This window comes from Micromonospora chokoriensis (assembly GCF_900091505.1).
Lineage (GTDB): Bacteria > Actinomycetota > Actinomycetes > Mycobacteriales > Micromonosporaceae > Micromonospora > Micromonospora chokoriensis.
Map to the genome: position 1 here is coordinate 5,760,834 of NZ_LT607409.1, position 12,970 is coordinate 5,773,803.

A 12,970-nucleotide genomic window follows, 5' to 3' on the forward strand; every position below is an offset into this window, starting at 1 on the left:
CGTGGTGGTGCACCCACGGGTGCAGAGCAAAGGGCCCGTGGCAGGGGTGGGGTCCGTGGCAGGGGTGGGGGTGGGGTCCGTGGCGTGGGGCCGGCTCGGCACCGGGTCGGGCCGGGCCGGCACCACGCCGCGTGCGGTCACCGGCCGGCGACCGGATCCGGTGTCACCGCCGTGGCACTCGCCCGGGCGGCGGCCCGGACCAGGGCCGGGCCCCGGTAGATGAAGCCGGTGTAGAGCTGCACCAGGGAGGCTCCCGCGTCGAACATCCGGGTGGCGTCGTCCGGGTCGAGCACCCCACCCACCCCGATGATGGGCAGCCGACCACCGGTCTCGCGATGCACGAAGGCCACCACCTCCCGGGCGCGACCGGTCAACGGCCGACCGGACAGACCACCGGCCTGCTCGCCGCGCTCGACGTCCACGGCGGCGAGCCCGTCGCGCGACAGCGTGGTGTTCGTGGCGATCACCCCGGAGGCGCCCCGGGCCAGGCAGACCTCCAGCAGTTCGGCGATCGCCGCCTCGGTCAGATCAGGGGCGATCTTGACCAGTACCGGTTTCTCCCCCACCAACGCGCCGAGCAGCGCGTCCAGGTGGGCGCGATCCTGCAGGGAGCGCAGACCCGGAGTGTTCGGCGAGGACACGTTCACCGCGAAGTAGTCACCGTGCCCACGCAGCGCCCGGTACGACGCGAGGTAGTCCTCGACCGCGTCGTCGAGCGCAGTCACCTTGGACTTGCCCAGCGAGATGCCCAACGGCACCCCGAGCGGGCGCGGCAGCGCCGCCAGCCGGGCGGCCAACGCGGCGGCACCGGCGTTGTTGAAGCCCATCCGGTTGACCACCGCCTCGCTGGCCGGCAGGCGGAACAGCCGTGGTCGCGGGTTGCCCGGCTGGGCGTGCGCGGTGACAGTGCCGACCTCGACGAAGCCGAAGCCGAGCGCCGGCCACGCCGGCAACGCCGCGCCGTCCTTGTCCATGCCGGCGGCCAACCCGATCGGGTTGGGGAACCGTACGCCGAACACCGTGCGCGGCGCATCGACCGCGTACCGGGCCCGCAGCGCGGCCAGGGCGGCCGGACGCCGCGACAGACCGGCCAATCGTCGCAGCGTCCACTCGTGCGCCGCCTCGGCGTCGCCACCCCCGAGCCGGAACAACCCGGGTCGTACGACCCGCTCGAACACCGTCACTGGGCCGCCCGCAGGGTGGCGTGCAGGTCCTGCAGCGGGCGTACCCGCATGTCGCCCCGGATGCGCGCCTCGATGCCCATCACGGCCGCGGCGGCCCCGGGCACCGTGGTGATGCAGGGGATGTCCGCGGTGACGGCCGCGCTGCGGATCTCGTAGCCGTCGGAGCGGGCGCTGGCGCCCGAACCCTGCGGCGTGTTGATCACGAGCGCCACGTGGCCGCCGCCGATCAGCGACACCGCGTCGTCACCCTCGCCCGCCTGGTAGTGCTTGCGGATCTGCTCGCAGGCGATGCCGTGCCGGCGCAGCACCTCGGCCGTGCCCGTGGTCGCGACGATCTCGAAGCCCAGGTCGGCCAGCCGCTTGATCGGGAAGATCATGCCGCGCTTGTCCCGGTTGGCCACCGAGACGAAGATCTTCCCGCCGGTGGGCAGCGACCCGTACGCGGCCGACTGGCTCTTGGCGAACGCGTGCCCGAAGTTGGTGTCGATGCCCATCACCTCGCCCGTCGACTTCATCTCCGGGCCGAGCAGTGAGTCGATCCCCTTGCCGGAGCGGGTCCGGAAACGCTTGAACGGCAGCACCGCCTCCTTGACCGCGACCGGCGCGTCGGCGGGCATCGTGCCCCCGTCACCGGTCGCCGGCAGCAGACCCTCGGCGCGCAGCTCGGCGATGCTCGCGCCGAGCGCGATCCGCGCCGCCGCCTTGGCCAGCGGCACCGCCGTCGCCTTCGAGACGAACGGGACGGTCCGCGACGCCCGCGGGTTGGCCTCCAGGACGTAGAGCACGTCGTCCTTGAGCGCGTACTGCACGTTGAGCAGGCCACGGACGCCGACGCCACGCGCGATGGCCTCGGTGTAGCGGCGGACCTCGGCGAGGTGCGAGCCGGCGAGGGTGATCGGCGGCAGCGCGCAGGACGAGTCGCCGGAGTGGATGCCGGCCTCCTCGATGTGCTCCATCACGCCACCGATGTAGACCTCGCCGTCGGCGTCGCAGAGCGCGTCCACGTCGATCTCGATGGCGTCGTCGAGGAACCGGTCCACCAGCACCGGGTGGTCGCCGGAGATGTCGGTGGCCCGTCCGATGTAGTCGCGCAGCGTCGGGTCGTCGTAGACGATCTCCATGCCCCGCCCGCCCAGCACGTACGACGGCCGGACCAGCACCGGGTAGCCGATCTCGTCGGCGATCGTCTTGGCCTCGTCGTAGGAGGTGGCCAGGCCGTGCGCGGGCGCGCGCAGCCCGGCCCGGGCCAGCACCGCGCCGAACGCGCCGCGCTCCTCGGCCAGGTGGATCGACTCCGGGGAGGTGCCGACGATCGGCACACCCGCGTTCTTGAGCCGCTGCGCCAGCCCCAGCGGGGTCTGACCGCCGAGCTGGACGACCACCCCGACCACGCCCGGCCCGCCGGCCGCCCGGCCGGACGAGTCCTCGGCGTGCCAGACCTCCAGGACGTCCTCGAACGTCAGCGGCTCGAAGTAGAGCCGGTCGGCGGTGTCGTAGTCGGTGGACACCGTCTCCGGGTTGCAGTTGACCATGACGGTCTCGTAACCGGCCGACCGCAACGCTTGGACCGCGTGCACGCAGGAGTAGTCGAACTCGATGCCCTGGCCGATCCGGTTCGGGCCGGAGCCCAGGATCAGCACCTTCGGCCGGTTCGACGGCACGACCTCGGTCTCCAGGTCGTACGTCGAGTAGTGGTACGGCGTCGTCGCCTCGAACTCGGCCGCGCAGGTGTCCACCGTCTTGTAGACCGGACGCACGTCGAGGCGGTGCCGCAGGGTGCGTACGCCGTCCTCGGCCGCCAACTCCGGGCGCAGCGCGGCGAGCTGCCGGTCGGACAGGCCGGCCCGCTTGGCCTGGCGCAGCAGGTCGGCGTCGAGCACCGGCGCGTCCACGATCTCGGCGCGCAGCTCGATCAACGCGGCGATCTGGTCGAGGAACCACGGGTCGATCCCGCCGGACGCCTCGGCGACCTCGGCGATCGACGCGCCGAGGCGCAGTGCCCGCTCCACCGTGTACAGCCGACCGTCGTGTGGGATCCGCAGGGCGGCCAGGGTGTCCGCGAGGGTGACGCCGTCGGGGTCCGGAGTGGTCCAGAAACCAGATGATTGGGTTTCCATCGAGCGCATCGCCTTGTTCAGCGCCTCGGTGAAGTTACGCCCGAGGCTCATCGCCTCGCCCACCGACTTCATCGTGGTGGTCAGCTCCGGGTCCGCGCCGGGGAACTTCTCGAACGCGAACCGGGGGATCTTCACCACCACGTAGTCCAGGGTCGGCTCGAACGCCGCCGGGGTCTTCAACGTGATGTCGTTGGGGATCTCGTCGAGGGTGTAGCCGATGGCCAGCTTCGCGGCGATCTTCGCGATCGGGAAGCCGGTCGCCTTGGAGGCCAGCGCCGAGGAGCGCGACACCCGAGGGTTCATCTCGATCACGACGATCCGGCCGTCGACCGGGTTGACCGCGAACTGGATGTTGCAGCCGCCGGTGTCCACCCCGACCTCGCGCAGCACGGCGATGCCCAGATCACGCAGGCGCTGGTACTCCCGGTCGGTGAGCGTCATGGCCGGTGCCACGGTGACGCTGTCGCCGGTGTGCACACCCATCGGGTCGACGTTCTCGATCGAGCAGACCACCACCACGTTGTCGTGCCGGTCGCGCATCAGTTCGAGTTCGTACTCCTTCCAGCCGAGCACGCTCTCCTCGATGAGCACCTCGTGCACCGGGCTGGCGGCGAGGCCGTCGCCGGCGATGCGGGCCAGGTCCTCCGGGGTGTGCGCCATGCCGGAACCCAGGCCACCCATGGTGAACGACGGCCGGATCACCACCGGCAGGCCCAGCTCGGCGACCGTCGCCTCGACCTCTTCCATGGAGTGGCAGACCCGGGAGCGCGGCACCAGCCCGTTCGGGTCCTCGACACCCAGGCGTACGCCGGCCTTCGCCACGATCTCCTTGAACAGCTGCCGGTCCTCGCCGCGGTTGATGGCGTCGATGTTCGCGCCGATCAACTCCACGCCGTACTTCTCCAGGATGCCGCCCTCGTGCAGGGCGACGGCCGTGTTCAGCGCGGTCTGCCCGCCGAGGGTCGCCAGGATCGCGTCCGGGCGCTCCTTGGCGATGACCAGCTCCACGAACTCCGGGGTGATCGGCTCGACGTAGGTCGCGTCGGCGAACTCCGGGTCGGTCATGATCGTGGCCGGGTTGGAGTTGACCAGGCTGACCCGGATCCCCTCGCTGCGCAGCACCCGGCAGGCCTGGGTGCCGGAGTAGTCGAACTCGCAGGCCTGCCCGATGACGATCGGCCCCGAGCCGATCACGAGGATGTGCTGGAGATCGGTCCGCTTAGGCATTGCTGCGCCCCCTGCTGTGCTGCCGACCCTCGATCAGCTCGGCGAATCGGTCGAAGAGGTAGTCGGCGTCGTGTGGGCCGGCCGCCGCCTCCGGGTGGTACTGCACGGTGAAGGCGGGCACGTCGATCGCCCGCAGCCCCTCGACCACGTTGTCATTGAGGCAGACATGGGACACCTGAACGCCGCCGAAGTCGGTGTCGATCACCTGGTCGGGGACGACGGCGCCGACGCCGGCACCGGGGACCTGGACGGCGAAGCCATGGTTGTGGCTGGTCACCTCGACCTTGCCGGTGGCCCGGTCGAGCACCGGCTGGTTGATCCCGCGGTGGCCGTAGCCCAGCTTGTAGGTGCCGAAGCCGAGCGCCCGGCCGAGGATCTGACTGCCGAAGCAGATGCCGAACAGCGGCACCTCCCGCCGCAGCGCCTCCCGGGCCACCGCCACCGGACCGTCGGCGGTGGCCGGGTCGCCCGGACCGGGCGACAGGAAGATCGCGTCGGCGCCGGTGGCGAGCAACTGCTCGATGCTCGACGACGCCGGCAGCACGTGCGTGGTCACCCCGCGCGCGGCGAGCCGACGCGGCACGTTGCGCTTGATGCCGAGATCCAGGGCGGCCACCGTGAACCGGTGCTCGCCGAGCGCCTCGACGACGTACGGCTGCGCGGTGGTCACCTCGGCGGACAGGTCCGCGCCGGTCATCTGCGGTGCCTGCCGGACCCGGGCCAGCAGGCTCTGCGGGTCCTTCTCGACGCTGGAGATGCCCACCCGCATGGCGCCCCGCTCCCGCAGGTGCCGGGTCAGCGCCCGGGTGTCCACTCCGCTGATGCCCACCACACCCTCGGTGGCGAGCCGGTCCTCGAGGCCGCCGGTGGCCCGCCAGTTCGAGCCGATCCGGGCCGGGTCGCGCACGACGTAACCGGCCACCCAGATCCGGCCGGACTCGTCGTCCTCGCCGTTGACGCCGGTGTTGCCGATGTGCGGCGCGGTCTGCACCACCACCTGCCGGTGGTACGACGGGTCGGTGAGCGTCTCCTGGTAACCGGTCATGCCGGTGGTGAAGACCGCCTCGCCGAAGGTCTCCCCGACGCTGCCGTACGCCTCACCGGGGAACGTGCGCCCGTCCTCGAGTACGAGGATCGCGGGCCTGCGCTTGGCCATTACTTGACTGCCTTTCCGTCCAGGACCGTCGGCTCGCCGCGCAGGAAGGTCGCCACGATGCGACCTGGCAGCGTCATGCGGGCGTACGGGGTGTTGCGACTGCGACTGGCCAGCTCCGCCGGCTCGATGATGCGGCGGGCGGCCGGGTCGACCACTGTCAGGTTGGCCGGCACGCCGGGCGCCGGGTCGACGCCGTGCCCGGTCAACCCCGCGATCCGGGCGGGGGTACGCGACATCCGCTCGGCGATCAGATCCCACTCGGGGCCGAGCACGTCGAGCGCGATGGACAGGGCCGTCTCCAGACCGAGCATGCCCGGCCGGGCGTACGCCCACTCGCACTCCTTGTCCTCCACGGCGTGCGGGGCGTGGTCGGTGGCGATGATGTCGATCACCCCGTCGGCGAGCGCGCCGCGCAACGCGGCGATGTCCGCGGCCGTCCGCAACGGCGGGTTGACCTTGAAGACCGGGTCGTAGGTCTCGGCGCGCTCGTCGGTGAGCAGCAGGTGGTGCGGGGTGACCTCGGCGGTGACGCGTACCCCGCGTGCCTTGGCCTGGCGCAGCACCTCGACGCTGCCGGCGGTGGAGACGTGGCAGACGTGCAGTCGGCTGCCCACGTGTTCGGCGAGCAGCACGTCGCGGGCGATGATCGCCTCCTCGGCGACCGCCGGCCAGCCGATCAGCCCGAGCCGGGTGGAGACCTCACCCTCGTGCATCTGGGCGCCCTCGGTGAGCCGGGGCTCCTCGGCGTGCTGGGCGATGATGCCGTCGAACGCCTTGACGTACTCCAGCGCCCGGCGCATCAGCAACGGGTCGGCGACGCAGTGCCCGTCGTCGGAGAAGATCCGCACCCGGGCCGCGGAGTCGGCCATCGCCCCCAGCTCGGCCAGGCGCTCGCCGGCCAGCCCGACGGTGACCGCGCCGATCGGTTGCACGTCGACCAGGCCGGCTTCCCGGCCGAGCCGCCAAACCTGCTCGACCACACCGGCGGTGTCCGCGACCGGGGAGGTGTTGGCCATGGCGCAGACCGCCGTGTAGCCGCCCAGCGCGGCAGCGCGGGACCCGGACTCGACGGTCTCGGCGTCCTCCCGACCGGGTTCGCGCAGGTGGGTGTGCAGGTCGACCAGGCCGGGCAGGGCGACCAGCCCGGTGCCGTCGACGACCGTGGCGTCCGGCGCGGACAGGCCGTCGGCGACCTCGGCGACCACGCCGTCGCGGATCAGCAGGTCGGTCGGCGGGCCACCGACGACGCTCACGTTGGTGATCAGGTACGCGCTCACCGGTTGTTCCCTCCGAGCAGCAGGTAAAGGACAGCCATCCGCACGGAGACCCCGTTGGTGACCTGTTCGACGATCGTGGAGCGGGGTGAGTCGGCGACCTCGGCGGTGATCTCCATCCCCCGGTTCATCGGGCCCGGGTGCATGACGATCGCGTGCTCGGGCAGCCGGCGCATCCGGGGGCCGTCCAGCCCGTAGCGGCGGGCGTACTCGCGCGCGGAGGGGAAGTAGGAGTCCTTCATCCGCTCCCGCTGCACCCGCAGCATCATCACCACGTCCACGTCGGGCAGCACGCAGTCGAGGTCGTAGGAGACGTCGGTGCCGGGGGCGAGGGCTCCGGCGATGTCGACCGGGATGAGTGTCGGCGGGCCGACCAGGGTGACCTTGGCGCCGAGGGTGGAGAGCAGCAGCACGTTGGAGCGGGCGACGCGGGAGTGCAGGACGTCCCCGACCACCGCGACCGACAGGCCGGCCAGCCGGCCCAGCCGGGCCCGCATGGTGTACGCGTCCAGCAGCGCCTGGGTGGGGTGCTCGTGGGTGCCGTCGCCGGCGTTGACGACCGACCCGTCGACCCAGTTGGCCAGTCGGTGCGGAGCGCCGGAGGCGGGGTGCCGGACGACGACCGCGTCGGCGCCCATGGCCTGCAGGGTCAACGCGGTGTCCTTCAGGCTCTCGCCCTTGGTGACGCTGGACCCCTTCGCGGAAAAGTTGATCACGTCGGCGCTGAGCCGCTTCGCCGCGGCCTCGAACGAGATCCGGGTACGGGTGGAGTCCTCGTAGAAGAGGTTCACCACGGTCCGGCCGCGCAGCGCGGGCAGCTTCTTGATCTCCCGGCCGGCGACGGTGGCCATCTCGGCGGCGGTGTCCAGGATCTCGGTGGCGGTGGCGGCGTCCAGGTCCGCCCCGGAGAGCAGATGCTTGATCACTCTGCTGGCCTTTCGGTCGCGACTGCGGGGCTCCGCTGCGCTGCACTCCTCGCGCTCACTGGGCTGGTCCCCCGTAGAGCCGGACCTCGTCCACGCCGTCGATCTCGGCGAGCGTCACCTTCACGCTCTCGGCGAGCGAGGTCGGGATGTTCTTGCCGACGTAGTCGGCGCGGATCGGCAGCTCCCGGTGACCGCGATCGACCAGAACGGCGAGCTGGACGGAGGCCGGTCGGCCGACGTCGTTGAGCGCGTCGAGCGCGGCCCGGACGGTGCGGCCGGAGAACAGCACGTCGTCGACGAGGATGACCCGCTTGCCGTCGATGCCGCTGGACGGCAACTCGGTCGGGCCGACCGCGCGGGTGGCGTGCCGGCGCAGGTCGTCGCGGTAGAGGGTGATGTCGAGCACACCGACGGGTACGGCGACGTCCTCGAAGGTGCTGATCCGGTCGGCGAGCCGCCGCGCCAGCGGGGTGCCTCTCGTGGGAATCCCCAGAAGCACCGTGTCGGCGGCACCCTGGGTCTTCTCCAGGATCTGGTGGGCGATGCGGTCGACCACGCGCTGCACGTCGGCGCTGTCGAGGATCACCTTCACCGAGGGTTGTCGCGGTGGTGACGAGCGGGCAGCCGGTGGGTACGCCACGGCGGACCTCCTTCCCCGCCTCACGGGACGGGTCGTTAAAGGATGTCGGGCACCTCCGGCCGGACCGCGGAAGCGGACCAGGGCCGGGGCTTCACGCCACGTTACCAGTGGTCACCGGGCCGATGGACAGCGGCCGCTGACCACCGGGTCAGGACCACGAAAGGGGGATAACTTCCCGGACGCTCCCCAACGGTAGGGTCACGACCACTTGACCAGGTGTCCCATTCCCCGTACCGTCACGCTCCGTAGCGATCGACGGGAGAACCCCGAGCAGCACTGGGAGTGTCCGAATGCCCTCTGAATACGCCAAGTCGCTGGGCGCCCGCCTGCGCTCCATCCGCCAGCAGCAGGGTCTCTCCCTGCAGGGTGTGGAGGAAAAGTCGAACGGGCGGTGGAAGGCCGTGGTGGTCGGCTCGTACGAGCGCGGCGACCGGGCCGTGACGGTGTCCCGCCTGGCCGAGTTGGCCGAGTTCTACCGTGTCCCCGTCTCGGAGTTGCTGCCTGACGGCAGCGGCGTCCGGCACGAGCCCACCAGCAAGATCGTCCTGGACCTGGAGCGGCTCTACGACGAGGCCTCCGAGGACCTGGCCTACGTCGCGCGCTACGCCCGCGCCATCCAGCAGCAGCGGGGTGACTACAACGGCCGGGTGCTCTCCATCCGCGCCGACGACCTGCGGGCACTCGCGATCGTGTACGACGCCTCACCGTCGGGCCTGATCGAGCGGCTCACCGAGCACGGTGTGCTGGTGGCCGACCCCCGGGCGTTCTTCGCCTCCTGAACGACAGCTCCACCCGAAAGGGCCCGTGCCATCCGGCACGGGCCCTTTCGATAGTGGTGCCGCCTCGATCAGCGGGTGGCGTACTCCGCGATCCGGCCGAGCACCCCGTTGAGGAAGCGCGGCGAATCGTCGGTCGACATCTGTCGGGCCAGCTCCACGGCCTCGCTGATCGCCACCGCGTCGTCGATCTCGTCGACGTAGAGCAACTCGTAGACAGCGATCCGGGCCAGATTCCGGTCGACGACCGGCATCCGGTCCAGCGTCCAACCCTCGGCGTAGCTGGCGATCAGCTCGTCGATCCGGTTGAGGTGTTCGGCGACACCCTCGACCAGGCCCACCGCGTAACCCAGGTGCTCCGGTCGGGGCTGCTCGATCCGCTGCACGTAGCCGGCGAGCACCTCCACCGGAGGCTTGTCCCGCAGGTCGGCCTCGTAGAGGACATCCAGCGCCCGCTTACGCGCCTTGCGGCGCGCCGGCATCTGCTGCTTGGAACCCTCGGCCATCAGGCGCGGCCGAGGTAACGGCCGTCGCGGGTGTCGACCTTGATCTTCTCGCCGGTGGTGATGAACAGCGGCACCTGCACGGTGGCGCCGGTCTCCACCGTCGCCGGCTTGTTGCCACCGGTGGAACGGTCGCCCTGCAGGCCCGGCTCGGTGTAGGTGACCTCCAGCACGACGCTGGTGGGCAGCTCGATGTAGAGCGGCACACCCTCGTGCTGGGCGACGGTCGCCTCCGCCTCGGGAAGCAGGTAGTTGGCTGCCTCGCCGACGGTGCCACCGGGCACGGTGATCTGGTCGAAGGTCTCCAGATCCATGAAGACGAAGTCCTCGCCGTCGGCGTACAGGTACTGCATCGTGCGCTTGTCGACGGTCGCGGTCTCGACCTTGGTGCCCGCGTTGAAGGTCTTGTCGACCACCTTCCCGGACAGCACGTTCTTCAGCGTGGTGCGCACGAAGGCGCCACCCTTACCGGGCTTGACGTGCTGGAACTCGACGACGGCCCAGAGCTCGCCGTCCAGGTTGAGTACCAGGCCGTTTTTGAGGTCGTTGGTGGAGGCCATTTCCTGCCTTGATCATCAATTGGCGGACAGACCAGAGAAGTCTACTAGCTGCGTCTAATCGGTCGTTCCCCGCTTCCGGCGGCCCGTCAGCGGGTGGTCAGGTGGTGCAGGGCGAGACGATAGCCGTCGATGCCGAGGCCGCAGATCACCCCGGTCGCCACCGCGGACACCACCGAGTGGTGCCGGAACTCCTCCCGGGCGTGGATGTTGGAGAGGTGCACCTCCACCAACGGCCCCCGCAGCATGGCGCAGGCGTCCCGCACGGCATACGAGTAGTGCGACCAGGCGGCCGGGTTGAGCACCACGGCGGCGCCCTCGTCGGCGGCGGTGTGCAGCCAACCGAGCAGCTCGTGCTCGGCGTCGGTCTGCCGAACCGTCACGTCCAGCCCCAGCTCCCGACCCGTGGCCTCGCAGAGCGCGACCAGGTCGGCGTAGGTGGTCGCGCCGTACACCTCGGGCTCGCGGGTGCCCAGCCGGCCCAGGTTCGGCCCGTTCAGGACGTAGACCTTCACGGGTGGGAGACCTCCTGGTAGGCGGCCTCCAGCAGTGCGTCGTCCGGGCCCTCCACCATCGCCGGGCGGGCCAGCCCGTCGAGCACCACGAACCGCAGCTTGTTGCCTCGGGCCTTCTTGTCCACCCGCATGGTCGCCAGCAGCCGCGGCCACGCGTCGGCCGGGTAGCTCACCGGCAGACCGAGCGCGGTAAGGGTGACCCGGTGCCGCTCGGCGGTCGGGGCGTCCAGCCGGCCGGCGAGCCGGGCCAGCGCTGCGGCGTACACCAGGCCGACCGCGACGGCGTGGCCGTGCCGCCACCGGTAGCCCTCGTTCTGCTCGATCGCGTGGGCCAGGGTGTGACCGTAGTTGAGCACCTCCCGCACGCCCGACTCGCGCAGGTCACCGGCGACCACGTCGGCCTTGACCCGGATCGCCCGCTCGATCAGCTCCCGCGTCGCGGGCCCGCGCACGTCGGTGGCCGCCGCCGGGTCGCGCTCGACCAGGTCGAGGATCGCCGGGTCGGCGATGAAGCCGCACTTGACCACCTCGGCGAGCCCGGCCGCGACGTCGACGGCGGGCAGGCTGTCCAGGGTGGCCAGGTCGGCGAGCACCCCGACCGGCGGGTGGAACGAGCCCACCAGGTTCTTGCCGGCGGCCGTGTTGATGCCCGTCTTGCCGCCGACGGCGGCGTCGACCATGCCCAGCAGCGAGGTCGCCACCGGAACCCAGCGCACCCCACGCAACCAGCAGGCCGCGACGAAACCGGCCAGGTCGGTCACCGCGCCGCCACCCACCCCGACCACCGCGTCGGTGCGGGTGAACCCGGCCTCCCCGAGCCGGTCCCAACAGGCCGCGGCGACGTCGATCTGCTTGCCCGACTCGGCGTCGGGCACCTCGATCGGCAGCGGCTCGACGCCGGCGGCGCGCAGCCGCTCGCCGACCGCGTCCGCGAGCGCCTTGAGCGGGGGCGCGTGCAGCACCGCCGCCCGACTCGCCCCGGGCAGCAGACCGGGCAGCGCGCCCAGCAGGTCACGCCCCACCAACACGTCGTACGGCCGCTCGCCGCCGACCGGAATCCGGGTCACCTCGTCCATCGCCGGCAGCCTAGTCCAGCGAGCGGCGCGGCGACGGCGTCTGTCCACCTGCTGGCCGGGCGGCCCACTCCACCTGGAGAAGTGCCAGCACCCGACCAGCGGGATGTGACACGGGCCACTCCCGCAAAGCGGGCGGATTCTGTCCGCAATCGATCGTACGGTCGGTCGGTAACCGAGAGAAGGAGCGACAGATGGCGACGTTCGTGCTGGTCCCGGGGTTCTGGTTGGGTGCCTGGGCGTGGCGGGAGGTGACCGCGACGTTGCGGGCGCAGGGGCACGAGGTGTACCCGATGACCCTCACCGGGTTGGCCGAGCGCAACCACCTCGCCGGGCCGGAGGTCGGCCTGGAGACGCACACCGCGGACATCGTCCGGCTGATCGAGGTCGAGGATCTGCGCGACGTGCTGCTGGTCGGGCACTCCGGGGGCGGCATGCCGGTCGCGCAGGCGGCCGACCGCATCCCGGACCGGATCGCCCGGGTGGTCTACGTGGAGAGCGGACCACTGCCGGACGGCACCGCGCAGTTCGACACGGTGCCGCCCGAGGAGCAGGAACGGCTCCGGGTCGCGATCGGCGACGGTGATCTGCTGCCGCCGCCGGCCTGGGATCCGACCGCCGACCCGACCAACCTGGCCGGTCTGGACGAGCCCACGCTGGCTCTGCTGCGCGCCCGGGCCACCCCGCAGCCGCTGCGCGCGGCCACCGATCCGGTCCGCCGCACCGGCGGTCGTCCGGTGCCGACCGCGCTGGTCGCCAGCACCTTCCCGCTCGCCGTGGTCCGGCAGATGATCGACGAGGGACACCCGTTCTTCACCGGCCTGGCCGACGGTCAGCTGCACGAACTGCCCACCGGGCACTGGCCGATGCTCAGCGAGCCGAAGGCCCTGGCCGACGTCCTCGACCTGATCACCCGCAGCTGAGGCGCCGCCCGACTCACCCCACGTCGATCATGGACTTGTGGTGCCGGGTTTGCGGGGCCACGGGCAGTTCGTCCCCACCACAACTCCATGATCGACGGG

Annotated in this window: 12 protein-coding genes; 2 read left to right on the plus strand and 10 right to left on the minus strand. The window is 71.5% G+C overall.

Features of this window, described 5'->3' with window-relative positions; all coding sequences use genetic code 11:
- Positions 1–137 precede the first annotated feature (137 nt).
- Genes GA0070612_RS26095 through pyrR form a run of 6 tightly spaced genes read right to left on the minus strand, consistent with a single transcriptional unit; the run spans position 138 to position 8,524 of the window.
- The gene (locus GA0070612_RS26095) at positions 138–1,184 is read right to left on the minus strand and encodes a quinone-dependent dihydroorotate dehydrogenase (RefSeq protein ID WP_167393680.1); all 1,047 of its coding nucleotides are present in this window, start codon (positions 1,182–1,184) and stop codon (positions 138–140) included.
- Positions 1,181–4,528: a carbamoyl-phosphate synthase large subunit gene (gene carB, locus GA0070612_RS26100; RefSeq protein WP_088990313.1), complete on the minus strand. Its 3,348-nt coding sequence runs from the start codon at positions 4,526–4,528 to the stop codon at positions 1,181–1,183. Before carB ends, GA0070612_RS26095 begins: the two co-directional genes overlap by 4 nt.
- On the minus strand, positions 4,521–5,684 hold the full coding sequence (carA, locus tag GA0070612_RS26105) for a glutamine-hydrolyzing carbamoyl-phosphate synthase small subunit (protein WP_088990314.1): 1,164 nt from the start codon (positions 5,682–5,684) through the stop codon (positions 4,521–4,523). Before carA ends, carB begins: the two co-directional genes overlap by 8 nt.
- The gene (locus tag GA0070612_RS26110) at positions 5,684–6,961 is read right to left on the minus strand and encodes a dihydroorotase (RefSeq protein ID WP_088990315.1); all 1,278 of its coding nucleotides are present in this window, start codon (positions 6,959–6,961) and stop codon (positions 5,684–5,686) included. The genes carA and GA0070612_RS26110 overlap by 1 nt, the downstream gene beginning before the upstream one ends.
- A complete protein-coding gene (locus GA0070612_RS26115) occupies positions 6,958–7,884 on the minus strand; it encodes an aspartate carbamoyltransferase catalytic subunit (protein WP_088990316.1) in 927 nt (308 codons plus the stop codon). The genes GA0070612_RS26110 and GA0070612_RS26115 overlap by 4 nt, the downstream gene beginning before the upstream one ends.
- 55 nt (positions 7,885–7,939) lie before the next feature.
- On the minus strand, positions 7,940–8,524 hold the full coding sequence (gene pyrR / locus GA0070612_RS26120) for a bifunctional pyr operon transcriptional regulator/uracil phosphoribosyltransferase PyrR (protein WP_088990317.1): 585 nt from the start codon (positions 8,522–8,524) through the stop codon (positions 7,940–7,942).
- Between the two features lie 290 nt (positions 8,525–8,814).
- Here pyrR and bldD point away from each other — a divergent pair, with 290 nt between their 5' ends.
- Entirely contained in the window at positions 8,815–9,303 is a 489-nt protein-coding gene (bldD, locus tag GA0070612_RS26125; protein WP_007458348.1) for a transcriptional regulator BldD, read from the plus strand.
- Positions 9,304–9,371: 68 nt separating this feature from the next.
- On the opposite strand, the gene nusB is transcribed toward bldD, so the two are convergent.
- The 4 genes from nusB to aroB all read right to left on the minus strand — a co-directional run bounded on the left by nusB (position 9,372) and on the right by aroB (position 11,951).
- Positions 9,372–9,782, minus strand: coding sequence for a transcription antitermination factor NusB (nusB, locus tag GA0070612_RS26130; protein WP_197699491.1), 411 nt, complete (start codon positions 9,780–9,782; stop codon positions 9,372–9,374).
- 23 nt (positions 9,783–9,805) lie between these two features.
- Positions 9,806–10,363: an elongation factor P gene (gene efp, locus GA0070612_RS26135; protein ID WP_088990319.1), complete on the minus strand. Its 558-nt coding sequence runs from the start codon at positions 10,361–10,363 to the stop codon at positions 9,806–9,808.
- An 86-nt stretch (positions 10,364–10,449) separates the two neighbouring features.
- Complete coding sequence (gene aroQ, locus GA0070612_RS26140; protein WP_088990320.1) at positions 10,450–10,875, minus strand: type II 3-dehydroquinate dehydratase; 426 nt, start codon at positions 10,873–10,875, stop codon at positions 10,450–10,452.
- Complete coding sequence (gene aroB, locus GA0070612_RS26145) at positions 10,872–11,951, minus strand: 3-dehydroquinate synthase (protein ID WP_088990321.1); 1,080 nt, start codon at positions 11,949–11,951, stop codon at positions 10,872–10,874. Before aroB ends, aroQ begins: the two co-directional genes overlap by 4 nt.
- Positions 11,952–12,142: 191 nt before the next feature.
- Between aroB and GA0070612_RS26150 the strand changes: the two genes are divergently transcribed.
- Positions 12,143–12,871 carry an alpha/beta fold hydrolase gene (locus GA0070612_RS26150; protein WP_088990322.1) on the plus strand — a complete coding sequence of 243 codons (729 nt, stop codon included), beginning with the start codon at positions 12,143–12,145 and terminating at the stop codon, positions 12,869–12,871.
- The last annotated feature ends 99 nt before the right edge of the window (positions 12,872–12,970 follow it).